Origin of the sequence: Pseudomonas sp. CFBP13508, assembly GCF_005233515.1 — a bacterium.
GTDB classification, from domain to species: Bacteria; Pseudomonadota; Gammaproteobacteria; order Pseudomonadales; family Pseudomonadaceae; genus Aquipseudomonas; species Aquipseudomonas mercuritolerans.
Genome location: NZ_QFZZ01000004.1, coordinates 252,375 through 273,277 on the forward strand (window position 1 = coordinate 252,375; position 20,903 = coordinate 273,277).

General features: G+C 61.2%; 14 protein-coding genes and 1 pseudogene. 12 read left to right on the top strand and 3 right to left on the bottom strand.

All coding sequences use genetic code 11. The annotated features are described in order from the left end of the window. Positions 1-56: 56 nt before the first annotated feature. From PspCFBP13508_RS13310 to PspCFBP13508_RS13340, 6 genes are all read left to right on the top strand, one after another. Positions 57-1,784: an autotransporter assembly complex family protein gene (locus tag PspCFBP13508_RS13310; RefSeq protein ID WP_137214776.1), complete on the top strand. Its 1,728-nt coding sequence runs from the start codon at positions 57-59 to the stop codon at positions 1,782-1,784. Then, entirely contained in the window at positions 1,781-5,455 is a 3,675-nt protein-coding gene (locus tag PspCFBP13508_RS13315) for a translocation/assembly module TamB domain-containing protein (protein ID WP_137214777.1), read from the top strand. Before PspCFBP13508_RS13310 ends, PspCFBP13508_RS13315 begins: the two co-directional genes overlap by 4 nt. Positions 5,456-5,690: 235 nt before the next feature. After that, on the top strand, positions 5,691-6,173 hold the full coding sequence (locus PspCFBP13508_RS13320; protein ID WP_130910732.1) for a MarR family transcriptional regulator: 483 nt from the start codon (positions 5,691-5,693) through the stop codon (positions 6,171-6,173). Further along, the gene (locus tag PspCFBP13508_RS13325) at positions 6,163-7,632 is read left to right on the top strand and encodes an efflux transporter outer membrane subunit (protein ID WP_137214778.1); all 1,470 of its coding nucleotides are present in this window, start codon (positions 6,163-6,165) and stop codon (positions 7,630-7,632) included. Before PspCFBP13508_RS13320 ends, PspCFBP13508_RS13325 begins: the two co-directional genes overlap by 11 nt. A 15-nt stretch (positions 7,633-7,647) precedes the next feature. Continuing rightward, positions 7,648-8,850: an HlyD family efflux transporter periplasmic adaptor subunit gene (locus PspCFBP13508_RS13330; protein ID WP_024013427.1), complete on the top strand. Its 1,203-nt coding sequence runs from the start codon at positions 7,648-7,650 to the stop codon at positions 8,848-8,850. 161 nt (positions 8,851-9,011) lie between these two features. Then, on the top strand, positions 9,012-10,541 hold the full coding sequence (locus PspCFBP13508_RS13340; protein ID WP_024013426.1) for a DHA2 family efflux MFS transporter permease subunit: 1,530 nt from the start codon (positions 9,012-9,014) through the stop codon (positions 10,539-10,541). 122 nt (positions 10,542-10,663) lie between these two features. On the opposite strand, the gene lpxH is transcribed toward PspCFBP13508_RS13340, so the two are convergent. Together lpxH and PspCFBP13508_RS13355 are read right to left on the bottom strand one after the other, a co-directional pair. Then, positions 10,664-11,416, bottom strand: a complete 753-nt coding sequence (gene lpxH / locus PspCFBP13508_RS13350; RefSeq protein WP_137214780.1) for a UDP-2,3-diacylglucosamine diphosphatase — start codon at positions 11,414-11,416, stop codon at positions 10,664-10,666. Further along, positions 11,413-11,919 (bottom strand): peptidylprolyl isomerase, encoded by a 507-nt coding sequence (locus tag PspCFBP13508_RS13355; protein ID WP_095189877.1) that lies wholly within the window; start codon positions 11,917-11,919, stop codon positions 11,413-11,415. Before PspCFBP13508_RS13355 ends, lpxH begins: the two co-directional genes overlap by 4 nt. A 251-nt stretch (positions 11,920-12,170) precedes the next feature. On the opposite strand from PspCFBP13508_RS13355, the gene PspCFBP13508_RS13360 reads away from it, so the two are divergent. Further along, positions 12,171-13,868, top strand: a complete 1,698-nt coding sequence (locus PspCFBP13508_RS13360) for a glutamine--tRNA ligase/YqeY domain fusion protein (RefSeq protein ID WP_024013424.1) — start codon at positions 12,171-12,173, stop codon at positions 13,866-13,868. An 18-nt stretch (positions 13,869-13,886) separates the two neighbouring features. Beyond that, the gene (cysS, locus tag PspCFBP13508_RS13365; protein ID WP_122612129.1) at positions 13,887-15,269 is read left to right on the top strand and encodes a cysteine--tRNA ligase; all 1,383 of its coding nucleotides are present in this window, start codon (positions 13,887-13,889) and stop codon (positions 15,267-15,269) included. 339 nt (positions 15,270-15,608) lie between these two features. Here the strand turns inward: cysS and PspCFBP13508_RS13370 are convergent, their stop codons facing one another. Then, on the bottom strand, positions 15,609-17,447 hold the full coding sequence (locus PspCFBP13508_RS13370; RefSeq protein WP_137214781.1) for a sigma-54-dependent Fis family transcriptional regulator: 1,839 nt from the start codon (positions 17,445-17,447) through the stop codon (positions 15,609-15,611). Positions 17,448-17,519: 72 nt separating this feature from the next. On the opposite strand from PspCFBP13508_RS13370, the pseudogene PspCFBP13508_RS27655 reads away from it, so the two are divergent. The 4 genes and pseudogenes from PspCFBP13508_RS27655 to PspCFBP13508_RS13390 form a co-directional block, all read left to right on the top strand. Next, positions 17,520-17,609: pseudogene (locus PspCFBP13508_RS27655) on the top strand (metal ABC transporter ATP-binding protein); the annotation flags it as partial. A gap of 220 nt (positions 17,610-17,829) precedes the next feature. Next, positions 17,830-18,924: an ABC transporter ATP-binding protein gene (locus PspCFBP13508_RS13380; RefSeq protein ID WP_016775291.1), complete on the top strand. Its 1,095-nt coding sequence runs from the start codon at positions 17,830-17,832 to the stop codon at positions 18,922-18,924. Beyond that, positions 18,924-20,036, top strand: a complete 1,113-nt coding sequence (locus PspCFBP13508_RS13385) for an ABC transporter ATP-binding protein (protein ID WP_041477087.1) — start codon at positions 18,924-18,926, stop codon at positions 20,034-20,036. The genes PspCFBP13508_RS13380 and PspCFBP13508_RS13385 overlap by 1 nt, the downstream gene beginning before the upstream one ends. Continuing rightward, positions 20,033-20,899: a sugar ABC transporter permease gene (locus PspCFBP13508_RS13390; protein WP_007912484.1), complete on the top strand. Its 867-nt coding sequence runs from the start codon at positions 20,033-20,035 to the stop codon at positions 20,897-20,899. The genes PspCFBP13508_RS13385 and PspCFBP13508_RS13390 overlap by 4 nt, the downstream gene beginning before the upstream one ends. Positions 20,900-20,903 lie beyond the last annotated feature (4 nt).

Here is a 20,903-nt window from a genome sequence, read left to right on the forward strand (position 1 = left end):
TCTTCACAAATTACCTGTTCTATCAGGCTCCCGAGCCCGTGATAGCATCCGCGCCTATGAAGTTTCCACGAAGATTTACCAGCGGCGTGCTGATGCTGTTATCCAGCTGCGCGGCGCTGGCGCAAAGTGAATTGGATGTACGGATCAAGCCGTCCAACGATGAACTCAAGGCCAATATAGAAGGCTATATCGGCAGCCTCGGCGATCGCGACGAAGAAGCCTTGCTGCGTTTCAGTCGCGGCGCCGAAGAGCAGGCGCGCAAAGCCGCGCAGGCGCTGGGCTACTACCAGCCGCAGATCGACAGTGACGTCAAGGGCGGGGAAAAACCGCGTCTGGTGCTGAACATCGATCCCGGCGAGCCGATTCGCCTGCGCAACGTCACCGTGCGTGTCGACGGCCCGGCGGCGTCGCTGAAATCCTTTCGCGTACCGAAAAGCGACCTGCTCAAATCCGGCGCCGTGCTCAACCATGGCCGTTACGAAGACGCCAAACGGGTGATCCAGAATCAGGCTTCGCGCTTCGGTTATTTCAGTGGCCATTTCACCAGTCAGAAGCTCATGGTCGATCCGCGCGCGGGCGTGGCCGACATCGAATTGATCTACGACAGCGGCCCGCGCTATGCGCTGGGCAAAGTCAGTTTCGAGGGCGACACGCCGTTCGACGAAGACCTGCTGCAACGCATGGTGCCGTTCAAGGCAGGCGAGCCTTACGATTCGGAACTGATCGCCGAACTCAACCGCGACCTGCAATCGAGCGGCTATTTCGAGGGCGTGCGCGTCGACGCCGCGCCGACCGCTGCGAAAAACGATGTGATTCCGGTCGAGGTCAAACTCGACACGCGCAAGCCGCGCACCATGGGCCTTGGTCTCGGTTACTCGACCGACGTCGGCCCACGGATCAAGGCCAACTGGACGCGCCACTGGGTCAACCCGCAAGGCGACAGCTATGGCTGGGAAGCCGAGCTTTCCGCGCCCCGGCAGAACGTCGGGCTGTTTTACGACATCCCGCTCGACCCGCCGCTGACCGACAAACTGCGCTGGGCCGGCGGCTATCAGTTCGAAGACATCGAAAGCTCCGACACCCTCAGCAAGCTGCTGACCTTCGGCCCGGAATGGCACAGCAAGTTGCCCAGCGGCTGGCAGCGGGTGATCTCGCTGAAATGGCAACGCGAGGAATACGAACTCGGCGACGACTCGGGCCTGAGCACGTTGCTGATGCCTGGCATCAGTTATTCGTACCTCAAAAGCGACAACCGCATCGACCCGCGCAACGGCTATCGCCTGAGCTTCGAAAGCAAAGTGGCCAAGGAAGGGCTCGGTTCGGACAACAACCTTTTATACGGCACCGCGCTGGTCAAAGGCCTGACTACGGTGTTCGACAAACACCGCTTGCTCGGCCGCGTGCAGGTTGGCGGCAGCGCCACCAACGGCTACAACTCGATTCCGCCGTCGCTGCGCTTCTTTGCCGGCGGCGATCAGAGCGTGCGCGGTTACGACTACCAGAGCCTGTCGCCGAAAAACTCTGACGGCGACCGCATCGGTGGCCGCTACATGATCGCCGGCAGTGTCGAATATCAATACTCGATCGCCGAGAAATGGCGGGTCGCGACCTTCGTCGACCAGGGTAACTCTTTCAACAAACTCGAACTGCCCGACCTCAAGACCGGCGTCGGTGTGGGTGTGCGCTGGGTCTCGCCGGTCGGGCCGATCCGCCTCGACCTCGCACGGGGGCTGGATGACGGCGGCGGCTTCCGACTGCACTTTTCCATGGGGCCTGAGCTGTGAAGCGTGGTTTGAAAATAACGGCGCTGACGGTGTTGGCGCTGGTCTTGCTGATCGTCCTGAGCCTGGCCGCACTACTTGGTACGCAGGCGGGCAGTCGTTGGGCGTTGGGCCTGGTGCCGGGCCTGAACGTGGAGAATTTCCACGGTCGCCTCGCTGGGCAGTGGAGCGCCGATCACTTGGTGTGGCAGCAGGACACCAGCCGTGTCGAGCTGAACAAGGCGATCTTCGCCTGGTCACCGCTGTGCCTGACGCGCATGACCTTGTGCATCGATCAGCTCAAGGCCGATCAGCTGATCCTGCAGTTCCCGCCCAGCGAAGAAACCACCGAGAGCGGCCCGATCAAACTGCCCGATCTGCAGTTACCGTTGGCCATTGAACTCGGCGATGTCGAGGTCGGCAGCCTGTTGTTTAACGGCAGCGAACAGCTCAAGGGCTTGCAGCTGGCGGCGCACTGGACCGCTCAGGGCCTGCAGATCGACAGCGTGAAATTGCAGCGTGACGAGCTCAGCCTGAACCTGTCCGGCCTGCTGCAACCGAGCGGTAACTGGCCACTGAATATTCAGGGCGATCTGGCCTTGCCCGCTCCCGGCAGCGAGCCGTGGACCCTGGCGCTGAAAGTTGAGGGCGACCTGCTGAAAACCCTCAACCTGCACGCCGACAGCCGTGGTTACCTCGACGGCCAGTTGAGCGGCGAGCTGCAAGCACTGGCGGAAAACCTCCCGGCCAAGCTGCGCATCACCAGCGACGCGTTCAAGCCGAGCGCCGATCTGCCGGACACCCTGCAATTCAATCAGCTTGTACTCACCGGCGAAGGCGACCTGAAAAACGGTTATCAACTGCTCGGCAACGCCACGCTGCCCGCCGAAAAATCGCCAGTGGCGCTGCTGCTCAAAGGCAAGGTCGACGCCAACGGCGCGCAGATCGCCGGGCTCGACCTCAACGCCAACGACCAGCAAAACCTCAAACTCACCGGCAGTGTCGACTGGAGCAAGGGCCTCAGCGCTCAGGCCAATATCAACTGGCAAGACTTCCCGTGGCACCGGCTCTATCCGGAAATCGACGAGCCGCAAGTGACGTTGCGCACCTTTACCGGCGAAGTGTCCTACACCGACGGCCAGTACCTCGGTAATTTCGACGCCGCGCTGGATGGCCCGGCCGGGGCGTTCACCTTGAGCAGTCCGTTCAGCGGCAGCCTCGAACAGATCGCCTTGCCGCAACTGGTCATGCAGGCCGGGCAGGGCAAGGCCGAAGGGCACGTCAATGTGCGCTTCGCCGACGGCATCGCCTGGGATACCGCGCTGGATCTGTCGGCGCTCAACCCGGCATATTGGGTCGCCGAACTGCCGGGCACGCTGGCCGGGCCGTTGCAGAGCAAAGGCGAGATGAAGAATGATCAGCTCAGCCTCAGCGCCGACCTCGACCTCAAAGGCAAATTGCGCGGTCAGCCGGCGGTCCTGCAAGCGAAGGCTGACGGTGCGGGCGAGCGGTGGAACCTCAACGCCCTGCAGATCCGCCTCGGCGACAACAGCATTAACGGCAAGGGCAGCCTGCAGGACAAACTCGGCGGCCAGATCGACATCAAACTGCCGCGTCTGGCCCAGCTCTGGCCGCAATTGCGCGGGCAGGTCAACGGTCAGGTCAATGTTGCCGGCACGTTGAAGGCGCCGCAGGGCAAGCTTGATCTGCAGGGTTCGCAACTGGCCTTTCAGGACAATCGCCTGCAAAGCCTCAACCTCGACGCCACGCTCGACAGTGCGCAGCGGGCGAAGATCAATCTCAAAGGCAGCGGCATTCAGACCGGCGATACTTCGCTCGGCACCCTGACCGCCAGTGCTCAGGGCGACATCAAGAGCCAGAAACTCAACCTCGACCTGATCGGGCCGAAGCTGAAACTGGCGCTGGGGCTGGACGGCAATCTGGACAAGGGCAACTGGCGCGGACGCTTGGCCAGTGGCGACATTCAGGCCGGTGGCCAGGACTGGAAGCTGCAAGGCCCCGCAAAACTGGAGCGCCTGGCGGACGGCCAGATCAATTTCGGCGCGCATTGCTGGCTGTCCGGCAATGCCAGCCTGTGTGGCGAAGACCAGCGCCTGATGCCCGAGCCGAAGCTGCGTTATCACCTCAAGCAATTCCCGATCGAAAGCCTTGCGCAGTGGCTGCCCAAGGACTTCGCCTGGCAGGGCCGACTCAACGCCGATCTGCAACTGGACCTGCCGGCGAGCGGCCCGAACGGCGTGGTCAGTGTCGACGCCAGCGGTGGCACCCTGCGCGTGCGCGACAAGGATCGCTGGCTGGATTTCCCCTACCAGACCCTCAAACTCACCAGCAAACTCACGCCCAAGCGCGTCGACACCGAGCTCAATTTTGTCGGCGGAAAACTCGGCGAATTGATGGTCCAGGCGCAGCTCAATCCGCTGCCGAAAAACAAACCGCTGAGCGGCTCGTTCCGCCTTTCCGGCCTCGATCTGTCGGTGGCGCGGCCGTTCGTGCCGATGGTGGAAAAACTCACCGGCCGGCTCAACGGCAGCGGCACTATTTCCGGTGGCCTGCTCGCACCGCTGGTCAACGGCACCGTGCAGCTCAGCGACGGCGAGGTGTCCGGCGCCGAACTGCCGATGGAGTTGCAGAATCTGCAACTGACTGCGGCGATCGCCGGCGAATCGGTGCGCCTGGACGGTGGCTGGGACAGCGGCAAGACTGGCAAAGGCAGTCTCAACGGCAACGTCGCCTGGGGTCAGGCACTGGTGGTCGATCTGGCGCTCAAGGGCACGCAATTGCCGGTCAGCGTCGAACCCTACGCCAAATTGGAAATGGCTCCGGATCTGAAAATTTCCATGGCCGGCGATGAGCTGAAAGTTGCCGGTAAGGTGTTGGTGCCGAAGGGCGAAATCACCGTGCGCGAACTGCCGCCATCGACGGTAAAAGTCTCCGACGACACGATCATCGTCGGCGCGCAGACCGAAGAGGGCAAACCGCCGATCGCGATGAAAATGGACATCGACGTGATCGTCGGCCAGGACAAGCTGAGCTTCGCCGGTTTCGGCCTGACCGCGAATCTGCAAGGTCAGGTGCACATCGGCGACAACATGGACACCCGTGGCGAACTCTGGCTCAACGACGGCCGCTATCGCGCCTACGGCCAACGCCTGACGGTACGGCGTGCGCGTCTGTTGTTCGCCGGCCCCATCGACCAGCCGTATCTGGATATCGAAGCGATCCGCCAGACCGACGACGTCATCGCCGGTATTCGCCTGAGCGGCAGCGCCGAACAACCGACCACGCAGATCTTCTCCGAACCGGCGATGAGTCAGGAACAGGCGCTGTCGTACCTGGTGCTGGGCCGTCCGCTGAGCACCAGCGGCGAAGATAACAATATGCTCGCGCAAGCCGCGCTGGGCCTGGGCCTGATGGGCAGCGCCGGGGTCACCAGTGGTCTGGCCAAGGATCTGGGCATCGAGGATTTCCAGCTCGACACCCAAGGCAGCGGCAACGACACCAGCGTCGTCGCCAGCGGTAACATCTCCGAAAAACTCAGCCTGCGCTACGGCGTCGGCGTCTTCGAACCGGCCAGCACCATCGCCTTGCGCTACAAGCTGAGCAAGAAGGTCTACGTCGAAGCAGCGAGCGGCGTGGCGAGTTCGCTGGATATTTTCTACAAGCGGGATTTCTAGAGCGCACCTGCTCATTTGAACCGAGTCGCACCCTTCGCGAGCAGGCTCGCTCCCACATTGGAACGTGTTTTCCCTGTGGGAGCGAGCCTGCTCGCGAATGCGGTCGCTCACGCGATAAAACCCAGCCCACAGGTCAACTAATTACCAAGCCCCCTAACTATTGCGTTGACATTCGCTGCCTAAGCAGTAACATCTCGACATACATTCACTGCCTAGGCAGTTATCAGGTCGACCCATGAAGCATTTCACCCCGGAAGAATTCAAACATTGCCACCTCGGCCTGCTGCTGGGCCGGGCGGCGTTGCTCAAGGACCGGATCATCGACACCCACATGGAACCGCACGGCATCACCGCCGCGCAGTTCAAGGTGTTGATCATCATGGCCCAGTTCGGCGTCGACACCCCGACCGAGCTGTGCCGGCATCTGTCGCTGGACAGCGGGTCGATGACGCGCATGCTCGATCGTCTGGAGCAGAAGGGCTTCCTGATTCGCCAGCGCAGCGAAGATGACCGCCGTCAGGTGCAGCTGAAGCTGACCGAGCAGGGCCAGCAGTTGACCGATCGTCTGCCGCAGATTGGTGCCGAGGCGATGAATGAACTGGCCGGTGCCATTACCCGCGAAGAGCTGAAGACCCTGGAATACATCCTCAAGAAAATCCTCCTGGCCGCCGGTGACCCGATTACCGTCCAGCGTTTGGGTGAACACAATGAGCGCTAAGACCTTGCGCAGCAGTCTGACGCTGTTGTTGTCGGCGATGATCCTCGCCGGTTGCGCCAACTACAGCGGCCTCGACACTGAAGGCCAGCGCCTCGACGCGGCGCAGTTGAAGACAGCGCAGTCTCTCGATGGCGTGACCCTGTCTCCAGCGGCGTGGCCGAAAAGCGATTGGTGGAGCAGCCTCGGCGATCCGCAGCTCGACGGCCTGATCCGCGAAGCCCTGCGCGACAGCCCGGACATGCAGATCGCCGAAGCCCGTGCGCACCAGGCCAGCGCCGCCGCGTATGCTGCCGATGCCGAGCGTTATCCGACCCTCGACGCCAGCGCTGGCATCAGCCGTTCGCGTCTGGCCCGCGATCAGGATCCGCGCGGGCAGGGCGGGGCTTATGCGACGGTGCGCAATGTCAGTGCCGGCTTCAATTACAACTTCGACTTGTGGGGCGGCCAGCGCGATGCCTGGGAAGCCGCACTCGGCGAGGCCCGTGCTGCTGAAGTCGATCGTCAGGCCGCGCAGTTGACCCTCGCCGCTGACGTCGCCCGTGCTTACAGCGATCTCGGTCAGGCGCACATCGTTTACGACCTCGCCAGCGAGGACCTCAAGCGCACCCGGCAAATGCTCGACCTCAGCCAGCGCCGCTTGAGTTCCGGGATCGACAGCCAGTACCAGTTTCAGCAAACCCAGAGTCTGGAAGCCAGTTCTCAAGCGAGCCTGATCGACGCGGAAAAACGCTTGAACAGCGCGAAAATCGCCTTGGCGGTATTGCTCGGCAAAGGCCCGGATCGTGGCAACGAAATCGCTCGACCGAAAGTCCTGCAAGCCAGCGCCGTGGCGGTGCCCTCGGTGTTGCCAGCGGAACTGCTCGGCCGCCGCCCGGATCTGGTCGCGGCGCGCTGGCGTGTCGAGGCGGCGAGCAAAGACATCGATGCGGCGAAAACCCGTTTCTATCCCAACCTCAACCTGTCGGCCTCGGCCGGCGCCGAGTCGTTGCTGGGTGATGCGATGTTCGGTTCGGCCAGTCGTTTCTTCAACATCGCGCCGACCGTGTCGCTGCCGATCTTCGATGGCGGACGCCTGCGCGCCAACCTCGATGCCCGCGACGCCGATTACGATCTGGCGGTGGCGCAGTACAACAAGAGCCTGGTCAAAGCCCTGGGTGATGTCGGCGACACCATCAATCAGCTGCGCGATATCGGCCGGCAGATCGGCGCGCAGCAACATGCCACCGACATTGCTCAGGATTCTTACAACACCGTCGTCCAGCGTTACGGATCCGGCATCGGCAACTACCTGGACGTGCTCAGCATCGAGCAGCAATTGCTCCAGGCCCAGCGTCAGCTGGCGACCCTCAATGCCGAGCAGATCGACCTGTCGATTCAACTGATGCAAGCGCTGGGCGGCGGCTTTCAGGGTGAAAACCTGAACGCAGCCAACGCCAGCCCCGCGTCGTCGCACCCATAATTCAAGGTATTTGTCATGGCCACTGCCGAAAACACCCAAGCTCAAGACAACACCCCGGACACCGGCAACCCGCGCAAACGCAAGGTGATGCTGCTGGCCCTCGCTGTGGTGGTCCTGCTCGCCATTGCCGGCGTCTGGGCCTATCACGAGTTCATCGGGCGCTTTAACGAAAGCACCGACGATGCCTACGTCAACGGCAACGTCGTGGAGATCACGCCGCTGGTCACCGGCACCGTGGTCAGCATCGGTGCCGACGACGGGGATCTGGTCCAGGAAGGCCAGGTGCTGGTCAACTTCGACCCCAACGATGCCGAAGTCGGCCTGCAAAGTGCCAAGGCCAAACTGGCGCGCACCGTGCGTCAGGTGCGCGGCCTGTATAGCAACGTCGACGGCATGAAAGCTCAGGTCAATGCGCAGCAGGCCGAAGTGCAGAAGGCCCAGGACAACTACAACCGGCGGAAAAATCTCGCCCAGGGCGGGGCGATTTCCCAGGAAGAGCTGTCCCACGCCCGCGACGACCTGACCTCGGCGCAGAACGCCTTGGCTAACGCCAAACAGCAACTGAAAACCACCAGCGCGCTGGTCGACGACACCGTGGTCTCGTCCCATCCGGACGTAATGTCGGCGGCTGCCGATCTGCGTCAGGCCTACCTGACCAATGCCCGCAGCACGTTGATCGCGCCGGTCACCGGTTACGTCGCCAAGCGCACCGTGCAACTCGGTCAGCGTGTGCAGCCGGGCACTGCGTTGATGGCGGTGATTCCGCTGGATCAGCTGTGGATCGACGCCAACTTCAAGGAAACCCAACTGCGTGACATGCGCATCGGTCAGCCTGTCGATATCGAGGCCGATATTTATGGCAGCGATGTGAAATACAGCGGCACCGTCGACAGCCTCGGTGCCGGTACGGGTAGCGCGTTTGCTCTGCTGCCGGCACAGAACGCCACTGGTAACTGGATCAAGATCGTCCAGCGTGTGCCGGTGCGTATCCACATCAATGCCGAAGAGCTGGCCAAACACCCGCTGCGTGTCGGTCTGTCGACCAATGTCGAGGTCAATCTGCACGACCAGAGCGGCCCGGTGCTGGCCCAGCAACCGCCGCAAAAGGCCTCGTTCAGCACCAATGTGTATGACCGCCAACTGGCTGAAGCGGACGCGATGATTGCCCAGTTGATTCACGACAACAGCGCAGCAGCAGGCAAGACCGCACAGCGCTGAATGCTGACTCCAACCCCTGTGGGAGCGAGCCTGCTCGCGAATGCTGACTGACATTCAACATAAATGTCGACTGATCCACCGCCTTCGCGAGCAGGCTCGCTCCCACAGGGTCAGCTGTGCCTGCCATGGCGCAGCGCTCCTCAGGTTTCATAGGATTCACAATGAGCAATAACGCTTCTTTCACGCCGCCCAGCCTGTTGCTCAGCACCATCGGCCTGTCGCTGGCGACGTTCATGCAAGTGCTCGACACGACCATCGCCAACGTGGCGTTGCCGACGATTTCCGGCAACCTCGGGGTGAGTTCGGAGCAGGGCACCTGGGTCATCACTTCGTTCGCCGTGAGCAACGCGATTGCGCTGCCGCTGACCGGTTGGCTCAGCCGCCGCTTCGGCGAGGTGAAGCTGTTTCTGTGGGCGACGATGCTGTTTGTACTGGCGTCGTTTCTCTGCGGTATCTCCACTTCGATGCCTGAGCTGATCGGCTTTCGCGTGCTGCAAGGCCTGGTCGCCGGGCCGCTGTACCCGATGACGCAGACCCTGCTGATCGCGGTGTATCCGCCGGCGAAACGCGGGATGGCCTTGGCATTGCTGGCGATGGTCACGGTGGTCGCGCCGATTGCAGGTCCCATTCTCGGCGGCTGGATCACCGACAGTTACAGCTGGCCGTGGATTTTCTTTATCAACGTGCCGATCGGCATCTTTGCGGTGATGGTGGTGCGTTCGCAATTGGCGAAACGGCCGGTGGTCACCAGTCGCCAGCCAATGGACTACGTCGGCCTGATCACGCTGATCATTGGCGTTGGCGCGTTGCAGGTGATCCTCGACAAGGGCAATGACCTGGACTGGTTCGAGTCGAATTTCATCATTGTCGGCGCGGCGATTTCCGTGGTCGCCCTGGCGGTGTTCGTGATCTGGGAAATGACCGACCGCCATCCGGTGGTCAACCTGCGCCTGTTCGCCCATCGCAACTTCCGCATCGGCACGCTCGTGCTGGTGCTGGGTTATGCCGGGTTCTTCGGCATCAACCTGATCCTGCCGCAGTGGTTGCAGACGCAAATGGGCTACACCGCGACCTGGGCAGGTCTGGCGGTGGCGCCGATCGGGATTCTGCCGGTGCTGCTATCGCCGTTTGTCGGTAAATACGCGCACAAGTTCGACCTGCGTCTGCTCGCCGGCATTGCGTTTCTGGCGATTGGCCTGAGCTGCTTCATGCGCGCCGAGTTCACCAATGAGGTCGACTTCCAGCACATTGCGCTGGTGCAGTTGTTCATGGGCATCGGCGTGGCGCTGTTCTTCATGCCGACCCTGAGCATTCTGATGTCGGACTTGCCGCCGAGCCAGATCGCTGACGGCGCAGGCCTCGCGACTTTCCTGCGGACACTGGGCGGCAGCTTCGCGGCCTCGCTGACCACCTGGATCTGGATTCGCCGGGCCGATCAGCATCATGCGTATATGAGCGAAAGCATCAGCACGTTTGAGCCAGCCACCCGCGAGACCTTGAATCAGTTGGGCGGCGCGAGCCAGTCGGCGTATGCGCAGATGGATCAGATCCTCACGAGCCAGGCGTACATGCTCTCCACCGTGGATTACTTCACGTTGCTGGGCTGGGGATTCATGGGGTTGATTCTGATTGTGTGGCTGGCTAAGCCGCCGTTCGCCGCCAAGGCCGGGCCTGCCGCCAGCGGGCATTAACCTGAAACGCAGCACCTGTGGGAGCGAGCCTGCTCGCGAAAGCGGTGTGTCAGACACTCGACTGCTGAGTGACACACTGCATTCGCGAGCAGGCTCGCTCCCACAGGGTTTTGTGTTTGGCTTTAAATCGTAGGGGCGGGCAGGGCGGGTGGCGGGGCGAAATCGAATGGCGCCAAGGCATACCCACTCTCATCCACCTGCAACGCCCATCCCTGACGATCCCAATCCCCCAGCACAATCCGCTTCGCCGCTTGTTCACCAAGCTGCAACTTGTGAATTGCCGGGCGGTGGGTGTGGCCGTGGATCAGGGTTTTCACGCCGAATTCCTGCATCACTCGCGGAATCTCTTCCGGGGTGACATCAACGATGTCATTGGCCTTCATCCGCGTCTGTGCACGGCTTTCGCTGCGTAGCTTGCGCGCCAGTTGGTGGCGGCTGCTCAGCGGCAGATGACGGAGGATGAAGAGGGTGATCGGGTTGCGCAGGTAGCGGCGCAGCTTCATGTAGCCAACGTCGCGGGTGCACAGGCTGTCGCCGTGCATCAGCAGCACTGGCTCGCCGTAGAACTGCACGACACTCGGATCCTTCAGCAAGGTGCAGCCGGCCTGTTTGCAGAAGGCCTTGCCGAGCATGAAATCGCGATTGCCGTGCATCAGAAAGATGGCCGTGCCGCTGTCGCTCAAATCGCGCAGGGCCTGGCAGATGGAGCGCTGAAAGGGCGTCATGGCGTCGTCGCCAATCCACGCCTCGAAGAAGTCGCCGAGGATGTACAACGCACTCGCCGAGCGGGCGCGTCCGGCGAGCAAATCCAGAAACGCCCGGGTTATGTCCGGGCGCTCCTCTTCCAGATGCAAGTCTGAAATCAGCAATATCACGCTTCGATGATCTCGGCTTTCTCGATGATCACGTCGTCTGCGGGTACGTCCTGGTGGCCGGCCTTGGAGGTGGTCGACACGCCTTTGATCTTGTCGACAACGTCGGTGCCGGCGGTCACTTTACCGAATACCGCGTAGCCCCAGCCCTGCACGTTCTTGCCGCTGTGGTTGAGGAAAGTGTTGTCGGCGACGTTGATAAAGAACTGCGCCGATGCCGAATGCGGCTCCATGGTGCGGGCCATGGCGACGGTGTATTTGTCGTTGGAGAGACCATTGTCCGCTTCGTTCTGGATGCTTGGACGCTTGTCTTTCTTTTCTTTCATGCCAGGCTCGAAACCGCCGCCCTGGATCATGAAGTTGCCGATGACGCGGTGGAATACGGTGTTGGTGTAGTGACCGGCGTTGACGTACTCGATGAAGTTGGCAACGGTGATCGGCGCCTTTTCAGCGTTCAGTTCGATGACGATGTCGCCATGGTTGGTGGTCAGTTTGACTTGAGTCATGGTCATTACTCTTCATAGGGAATTCGTGGTTCTGGGACATTGAGCCCCACAACCGGTTCAGCCTGCTTCGGCCAAGGTGCGCAGTTTAGCGTGACAGGCGCGAATTTCGAGGCGGTTTTTCATTTCCCGGCGATTAAATGCGTGCCTTTATAAGAGCTGCTCTGTCAGGCCCTTGACAGCATCGGCTATGATAGCGGCTTTGTTTTGTCTGGCCCCTCTTTGCGGCCGCGCACCTGTACGTCAAGGATCCTATGAGCAAGCCCACTGTCGACCCTACCTCGAATGCCAAGTCCGGCCCTGCCGTGCCGGTCAACTTCCTGCGGCCGATCATCCAGGCAGACCTGGACTCGGGCAAGCACACCCAGATCGTGACTCGCTTCCCGCCGGAGCCCAACGGCTACCTGCACATCGGCCACGCCAAGTCGATCTGCGTCAACTTCGGCCTGGCCCAGGAGTTCGGTGGCGTCACGCACCTGCGTTTCGACGACACCAACCCGGCCAAGGAAGATCAGGAATACATCGACGCCATCGAAAGCGACGTCAAATGGCTGGGCTTCGAATGGTCCGGTGAAGTGCGCTACGCCTCGCAGTATTTCGACCAGTTGCACGACTGGGCCGTCGAGCTGATCAAGGCCGGCAAGGCCTACGTCGACGACCTGACCCCGGAGCAGGCCAAGGAATACCGTGGCAGCCTGACCGAGCCGGGCAAGAACAGCCCGTTCCGTGACCGTTCGGTTGAGGAAAACCTCGACCTGTTCGCGCGCATGAAGGCCGGTGAATTCCCGGACGGCGCGCGCGTGCTGCGGGCGAAGATCGACATGGCCTCGCCGAACATGAACCTGCGCGACCCGATCATGTATCGCATCCGCCACGCGCATCACCACCAGACCGGCGACAAGTGGTGCATCTACCCGAACTACGACTTCACCCACGGGCAGTCGGATGCCATCGAAGGCATCACCCATTCGATCTGCACCCTCGAGTTCGAAAGCCATCGTCCGCTGTACGAGTGGTTCCTGGAGAACCTGCCGGTGCCGGCGAACCCGCGCCAGTACGAGTTCAGCCGCCTGAACCTGAACTACACGATCACCAGCAAGCGCAAGCTCAAGCAACTGGTTGACGAGAAGCACGTCAACGGCTGGGACGATCCGCGCATGTCCACGCTGTCGGGCTTTCGCCGCCGTGGCTACACGCCGAAATCGATCCGCAACTTCTGCGAAATGATCGGCACCAACCGTTCCGACGGCGTGGTCGATTTCGGCATGCTCGAATTCAGCATCCGCGACGATCTCGACCACAGCGCACCGCGCGCGATGTGCGTGCTGCGCCCGCTGAAAGTGGTCATCACCAACTACCCGGAAGGCCAGGTCGAAAACCTCGAACTGCCACGCCACCCGAAAGAAGACATGGGCGTGCGCGCGCTGCCGTTCGCCCGGGAAATCTACATCGACCGCGAAGACTTCATGGAAGAGCCGCCGAAGGGCTACAAGCGCCTGGAACCGGCCGGTGAAGTGCGTCTGCGCGGCAGCTACGTGATCCGTGCCGACGAAGCGATCAAGGACGCCGACGGCAACATCGTCGAACTGCGTTGCTCGTACGACCCGGACACCCTCGGCAAGAACCCGGAAGGGCGCAAGGTCAAAGGCGTGATCCACTGGGTGCCGGCCGCCGCCAGCGTCGAGTGCGAAGTGCGTCTGTACGATCGCCTGTTCCGTTCGCCGAACCCGGAAAAGGCCGAAGACAGCGCCAGCTTCCTCGACAACATCAACCCTGACTCGCTGCAAGTGCTGACCGGTTGTCGCGCCGAGCCATCGCTCGGCAATGCACAGCCGGAAGACCGTTTCCAGTTCGAGCGCGAAGGCTACTTCGTCGCAGACCTGAAGGACTCGAAACCCGGTCAGCCGGTATTCAACCGTACCGTGACCCTGCGTGATTCGTGGGGCCAGTGAGTGAGTCAAGGAACTAACGTGCTAACGATCTACAACACGCTCAGCAAGAGCAAAGAAGTCTTCAAGCCGCTGGATGGCAACAAGGTGCGCATGTACGTCTGCGGAATGACCGTGTACGACTACTGCCACCTCGGCCACGGCCGCAGCATGGTCGCGTTTGACCTGGTGACGCGCTGGCTGCGCTTCAGCGGTTATGACCTGACCTACGTGCGCAACATCACCGACATCGACGACAAGATCATCAATCGTGCCCGTGAGAACGGTGAGTCGTTCGAAGCACTGACCGAGCGCATGATCGCCGCGATGCACGAAGACGAAGCGCGCCTGAACATCCAGAAGCCGGACATGGAACCGCGCGCCACCGATCACATCGCTGGCATGCACGCGATGATCCAGACCCTGATCGACAAGGGCTACGCCTATGCGCCGGGCAATGGCGACGTGTACTACCGCGTCGCCAAGTTCATGGGCTACGGCAAGCTGTCGCGCAAGAAGATCGAAGATTTGCGCATCGGTGCACGCATCGAGGTCGACGAGTCGAAACAAGACCCGCTCGACTTCGTGCTGTGGAAAGCCGCCAAGCCGGGCGAGCCGAGCTGGGAATCGCCATGGGGCGCCGGGCGTCCGGGCTGGCACATCGAGTGCTCGGTGATGTCGACCTGCTGCCTCGGCGAGACTTTCGATATTCATGGCGGCGGCAGCGATCTGGAGTTCCCGCACCACGAAAACGAAATCGCCCAGAGCGAAGCGGCCACCGGCAAGACGTACGCCAACGCGTGGATGCATTGCGGGATGATTCGCATCAATGGCGAGAAGATGTCCAAGTCCTTGAACAACTTCTTCACCATCCGCGATGTGCTCGACAAGTACCACCCGGAAGTCGTGCGTTACCTGCTGGTATCGAGCCACTACCGCAGCGCGATCAACTATTCGGAAGACAACCTCAAGGACGCCAAGGGCGCGCTTGAGCGTTTCTACCACGCGTTGAAAGGCCTGCCGAGCGTGGCGCCGGCCGGTGGCGAAGCGTTTGTCGAGCGTTTCACCACGGTGATGAACGACGACTTCGGCACCCCTGAAGCCTGCGCCGTGCTGTTCGAGATGGTGCGTGAGATCAACCGTCTGCGTGAGAGCGATCTTGATGCAGCGGCGGGGCTGGCGGCACGTCTGAAAGAACTGGCGAGTGTGCTGGGTGTGTTGCAGTTGGAGGCGGATGACTTCCTGCAGGCCGGTGCTGAAGGGCGGGTCGACGCGGCTGAAGTCGATGCACTGATTGCGGCGCGCCTGGCAGCTCGGGCGGCGAAAGACTGGGCCGAGTCGGACCGGATTCGTGATCAGCTGACGGCGATGGGCGTGGTGCTGGAAGATGGCAAGGGTGGGACTACCTGGCGTCTGGCTGACTGATTCAAAAGCCAAAAGCCCCTCACCCTAACCCTCTCCCAGAGGGAGAGGGAACTGACCGAGGTGTCTTTTGCTATACGCCGACCTGAACGACCGAGTCGATTATGGATTCGGTGAAGCCAGATCAGGTCGGCGCATCTCTCGAATATCCCCCAATCGGCTCCCTCTCCTCGGGGAGAGGGCTGGGGTGAGGGGCAAGGGGTTGATGCAGTAGCCGAACAGGACGATGTTCGCCTAATCCATAATCGACGCGTGTTTTTCAGGTCGATGTATAACGCAAGACACCTCGGTCGGCTCCCTCTCCTCGGGGAGAGGGCTGGGGTGAGGGGCAAAGGGGTGTACTCAGTTGCCAATTTGCCGCAACCGCTTATACAGCGTATTCCGACTCACCCCCAACCGCCGCGCCAGGTGCGAAATATTCCCTCCGGCCGCCTTCAACTCGCGATTCAGCGCTTCGACATCATTCAAATCCAGCCCCAACGGCGCAGCCACTTCGACCGGCTCCATCTCCAGGTCGACAAAAAAATCATCCGGCAGATGCTCAGGCCGCACCGGTTGTTCCTCGGCCATGGCCAGCGCCACTTGCATCACGCTGCTGACCTGACGCAAATTCCCCGGCCACGGATGCTTTTCAAACAACTCCAGAACTTCAGGGCTCAGCCCCGCCCATTGCGTCGGCTCGCGATGCTGCTCCCACAGCCGTTTGAACAGCGCCTGCTTGTCGCTGCGTTCGCGTAACGGCGGCAGTTCCAGGGTCAGGCCACCAATGCGGTAATACAAATCCTCACGAAATCTGCCCAGTTGCACCTGCTCGCGCAACGATCGGTTGGTCGCCGAGATAATCCGCAAATCCACCGGGAACAACTCGCTGCTGCCCACTGGCTGCACGCAGCGCTCCTGCAACACGCGCAACAAACGCGCCTGAGTTGGCAGCGGCATGTCACCGATCTCATCGAGAAACAGCGTGCCTTTGTCGGCCTTGCGGATCAGGCCGATGCTGCCTTTCTGGTTGGCCCCGGTGAACGCGCCTTTCTCGTAACCGAACAACTCGGACTCGACCAGTTCAGCGGGGATCGCTGCGCAGTTCACCGCGATGAATGCCTGTTTCTGTCGGGAGCTGGCTTGGTGCAAGGCTTTGACGAACACTTCCTTGCCGACGCCGGTTTCGCCGTGGATCAACAACGGAATGTCCTTCTCCAGCAAGCGCTCAGCCTGGCGCACGGCTTTTTCCACGCGACTGTCGCCGAAGTGCAGGGTATTGAGGCTGATCGCACTGGCTGGCGCAGGCTTGTCCTCGGCGACAAACACCCGCGCCTGCACCGGTGCCTGTTTCGGCCGTTTCAGCAAGCACTGGAAGCGGTTGCGCCCCGAAGTCTGCAAGGCAAACGGCAAGCCCTCGGGTTGATTGATCAACTCCAGCAATGACACTTTGAACAGGCTTTCGACACTCACGCGCGACAGACGCACACCGAGCAGATTGTCGGCCCGGCGATTGGCCGAGAGCACTTGGCCGCTCTCATCGAAGATCAACAACCCGGCCCATTGGCTGTCGAGGTTGTTCAATCCGGTGTTGAAGGTCAGTTGAAAATGCTGGCCGTGGAACAGGTTGAGGATCAGCCGGTTCTCCACGGTCTGGCTCATCATCTTGACCATGCCCAGGGTGTGCGAGGGCGGCAGGTAGCTGTCGCTGGAGACATCGAGCACGGCGATGACCTTGCGCTCGGCGTCGAAAATCGGCGCGGCGGAGCCGGTCATGAAGCGGTTGGCCTTGAGAAAGTGTTCGTCGTGTTCGATGTGCACCGCCTGCTCACAGGCCAGTGCGGTGCCGATTGCATTGGTGCCGCTGCTGCGCTCCATCCAGCTCGCCCCGGCCTGAAAGCCCCGGGCCAGATTCGGCTCGATAAAGCGCTGTGTGCCCCACGAGGTCAGCACTTGGCCCTGATTGTCGGCGAGCATGATCAGGCAGTTGGAGTTGCTGAGGATGTTTTCGTAGTAGGGCAGGACTTCCTGATGCGTTGTCTGCACCAGCGAATGATGGCTGTCGAGCAACCGCGCAATGCCGGCGGCGGGCAATTGATCGAAGGCCGGGGCGCTTTGGTGGTCGAGGCCGAACGCGCGGCAACGTTGCCAGGAGGTCTGGACGATCGCGTCGTGGGACAGCGGCGAAGCAGGTGCGGCCATGGGGGCGAGCCTCTGAGTGCAGCGATTTTATTATTGTTATGAACCCGATCTTCAAAACTACACAAATCCCCTGTGGGAGCGAGCCTGCTCGCGAAAGCGTCGGTTCAGTCAATGCATTCATTGAATGACACACCGCTTTCGCGAGCAGGCTCGCTCCCACAGAGCATCTCCATCGCATTCAAGGTCGGCAAAAGCGTGCATAGAGTGTTGTTCACTATTGTTCATTGTCAATCACCCCGACTGTTCAAAAGTGTTCAGCTGTGAACGCCGCTTGCCCCCGTAAACACTGCTTCCCAAGACAAATCAACCACTTGCAATTTCTGGCACGAATGTCGCTCTGTTGCTCCGGTCGCTTGACTCCAAAAATAACAAAGGCCGAGCCATGTCACTCACCCTGGAGCACGTCAGCCGTACCGTCGAGGGCCAGATCTGGATCGACGATGCGTGCCTGAAATTCGAACCCGGATCCTTCAACGTTCTGCTCGGGCGCACCCTGTCCGGCAAGACCAGTCTCATGCGTCTGATGGCCGGTCTCGACAAGCCCGACAGCGGCCGCGTGTTGATGAACGGCGTCGACGTCACCCAGCGCCCGGTGCGGCTGCGCAACGTGTCGATGGTCTATCAGCAGTTCATCAATTACCCGACCATGACGGTATTTGAGAACATCGCCTCGCCACTGCGTCAGGCCGGCATCTCGAAAGAGATCATCCACAGCAAGGTGCAGGAAACCGCACGCATGCTGCGCATCGAGAAGTTCTTGCAGCGCTATCCGCTGGAGCTCTCCGGTGGGCAGCAACAGCGCACGGCCATGGCCCGCGCGCTGGTCAAGGATGCTGAACTGATCCTCTTCGACGAGCCGCTGGTCAACCTCGACTACAAGCTGCGCGAAGAGCTGCGTCAGGAAATGCGCGAGCTGTTCAAGGCCCGCCACACCATCGCCATCTACGCCACCACCGAGCCCAACGAAGCGCTGGCCCTCGGCGGCACCACGACCATTCTTCACGAAGGCCGGGTGATCCAGAGCGGGCCGTCGACCGAGGTGTATCACCAGCCGCAATCGGTGCTCGCCGCTGAACTGTTCTCCGAACCACCGATCAACTTGATGCCGGGACGCATCGCCGGCAACGAAGTCAGCTTCGCCAATTTTGTGCACTTCCCGTTGAACGTCGATCTGCGCCCGGTAGGCGAGGGCGAGTTCCGCTTCGGCGTGCGCCCCAGCCATATCTCGCTGGTGCCGAGCAACGATGACGACCTCGAACTGGCGGTGACCGTCGAGGTCGCCGAAATCAGCGGTTCGGAAACCTTCCTGCATGTACGCAACGAGCACTTTCTGTTGGTGCTGCACTTGCCGGGTGTTCATGAATACGACGTCGATGCGCCGATCCGCATCTATATCCCGACCCACAAACTGTTCGTTTTCGATGCGCAGGGCCGTCTGGTGCAAGCACCGGGCCGGCGTGTCGCGAGGGTTGCCTGATGGCCGAAATCCGTTTGCAGCACCTCGCCCACAGCTACAGCAAAACCCCCAGTGGCGCGGAGGATTATGCGATCCGCGAGATGGATCACGTCTGGGAGCAGGGCGGCGCCTACGCCTTGCTCGGCCCGTCCGGTTGCGGCAAGTCGACCTTGCTCAACATCATTTCCGGCCTGCTCAGCCCGTCCCAGGGCCATGTGTTGTTCGACGGCAAAGCGGTCAACGACCTGACCCCGGAGAAGCGCAACATCGCCCAGGTTTTCCAGTTTCCGGTGGTCTACGACACCATGACCGTGTTCGACAACCTCGCCTTCCCGCTGCGAAACCAGGGCATGGCCGAGGCGAAAGTGCACAGCAAGGTGCAGGAAATTGCCGAAGTGCTCGATCTGCAGAATCTGCTGAGCAAAAAAGCGCGCAATCTCACCGCCGACGAAAAGCAGAAAGTCTCCATGGGCCGTGGCCTGGTGCGCGACGACGTCTCGGCAATCCTCTTCGATGAGCCGCTGACGGTGATCGACCCGCACCTGAAGTGGAAACTGCGGCGCAAGCTCAAGCAGATCCACGAGCAGTTCAATATCACCATGGTCTACGTCACCCACGATCAACTGGAAGCTTCGACGTTCGCCGACAAGATCGCGGTGATGTACGGCGGCCAGATCGTCCAGTTCGGTACGCCACGGGAATTGTTCGAGCGGCCGAGCCACACCTTTGTCGGCTATTTCATCGGCAGCCCGGGGATGAATCTGATCGAGGTGCAGCCGCAGCCCGGTGGCGTCGGTTTCGCTTCGACGCACCTGCCGTTGTCCGACGCCTTGCAGCGCCATATCGAGCACGGCCAGTGGAAAAATCTCAAGGTCGGCATCCGCCCGGAGTTCATTCATGTGTGGGACGAGCCGTTTGACGACGCCATGCAGGCCAAAGTCGTACACGTCGAAGACCTCGGCACCTACAAAATCATGACTCTCAACCTCGACGGCGCGCCGTTGAAGGTGCGTCTGGCCGAAGACAAACCGGTGCCGCAGGGCACGGCTTACATCAGTTTTCCGGCGCAATGGCTGATGGTCTATGCCGACGAATTTCTCCTGGAAGTCAGCGACGAGGAGGTGCAGCCATGAACAAGGTGCAGAACAACAAGGCCTGGTGGCTGGTGCTGCCGGTGTTCCTGCTGGTGGCGTTCAGTGCGGTGATCCCGATGATGACCGTGGTCAACTATTCGGTGCAGGACATCTTCGACCAGTCCAGCCGCTACTTCGTTGGCGCTGACTGGTACAAACAAGTGTTGCTTGATCCGCGCCTGCATGACTCGCTGCTGCGCCAGTTCATCTACTCGGCGTGCGTGCTGCTGATCGAAATCCCGCTGGGCATCGCCGTCGCGCTGACCATGCCGACCAAGGGCCGCTGGTCCTCGGTGGTGCTGATCATTCTGGCGATTCCGCTGCTGATTCCGTGGAACGTGGTCGGCACCATCTGGCAGATCTTCGGCCGCGCCGACATCGGCCTGCTCGGTTCCAGCCTCAACGCGATGGGCATCAGCTACAACTACGCGGCCAACACCATGGACGCCTGGGTGACGGTGCTGGTGATGGACGTCTGGCATTGGACTTCTCTGGTCGCGCTGCTGTGTTTCTCAGGCCTGCGGGCGATTCCCGACGTCTATTACCAGGCCGCGCGCATCGATCGCGCCTCGGCCTGGGCGGTGTTCCGCCACATTCAATTGCCCAAGCTGAAAAGCGTACTGCTGATCGCGGTGATGCTGCGCTTCATGGACAGTTTCATGATCTACACCGAGCCGTTCGTGCTCACCGGCGGCGGGCCGGGCAATGCCACGACCTTCCTCAGTCAGACGTTGACGCAGATGGCTGTAGGGCAATTCGACCTCGGTCCGGCAGCGGCGTTTTCGCTGGTGTACTTCCTGATCATCCTGTTGGTGTCGTGGCTGTTCTATACCGCCATGACGCACTCCGACGCCAACCGCTGAGGCC

Coding starts and splice junctions, on each gene's coding strand:
- PspCFBP13508_RS13320 (WP_130910732.1), top strand. CDS start 5,691: ATGAAGCATTTCACCCCGGAAGAATTCAAACATTGCCACCTCGGCCTG.
- PspCFBP13508_RS13390 (WP_007912484.1), top strand. CDS start 20,033: ATGAACAAGGTGCAGAACAACAAGGCCTGGTGGCTGGTGCTGCCGGTG.
- PspCFBP13508_RS13380 (WP_016775291.1), top strand. CDS start 17,830: ATGTCACTCACCCTGGAGCACGTCAGCCGTACCGTCGAGGGCCAGATC.
- PspCFBP13508_RS13385 (WP_041477087.1), top strand. CDS start 18,924: ATGGCCGAAATCCGTTTGCAGCACCTCGCCCACAGCTACAGCAAAACC.
- PspCFBP13508_RS13360 (WP_024013424.1), top strand. CDS start 12,171: ATGAGCAAGCCCACTGTCGACCCTACCTCGAATGCCAAGTCCGGCCCT.
- PspCFBP13508_RS13340 (WP_024013426.1), top strand. CDS start 9,012: ATGAGCAATAACGCTTCTTTCACGCCGCCCAGCCTGTTGCTCAGCACC.
- PspCFBP13508_RS13310 (WP_137214776.1), top strand. CDS start 57: ATGAAGTTTCCACGAAGATTTACCAGCGGCGTGCTGATGCTGTTATCC.
- PspCFBP13508_RS13355 (WP_095189877.1), bottom strand. CDS start 11,919: ATGACTCAAGTCAAACTGACCACCAACCATGGCGACATCGTCATCGAA.
- PspCFBP13508_RS13330 (WP_024013427.1), top strand. CDS start 7,648: ATGGCCACTGCCGAAAACACCCAAGCTCAAGACAACACCCCGGACACC.
- PspCFBP13508_RS13325 (WP_137214778.1), top strand. CDS start 6,163: ATGAGCGCTAAGACCTTGCGCAGCAGTCTGACGCTGTTGTTGTCGGCG.
- PspCFBP13508_RS13370 (WP_137214781.1), bottom strand. CDS start 17,447: ATGGCCGCACCTGCTTCGCCGCTGTCCCACGACGCGATCGTCCAGACC.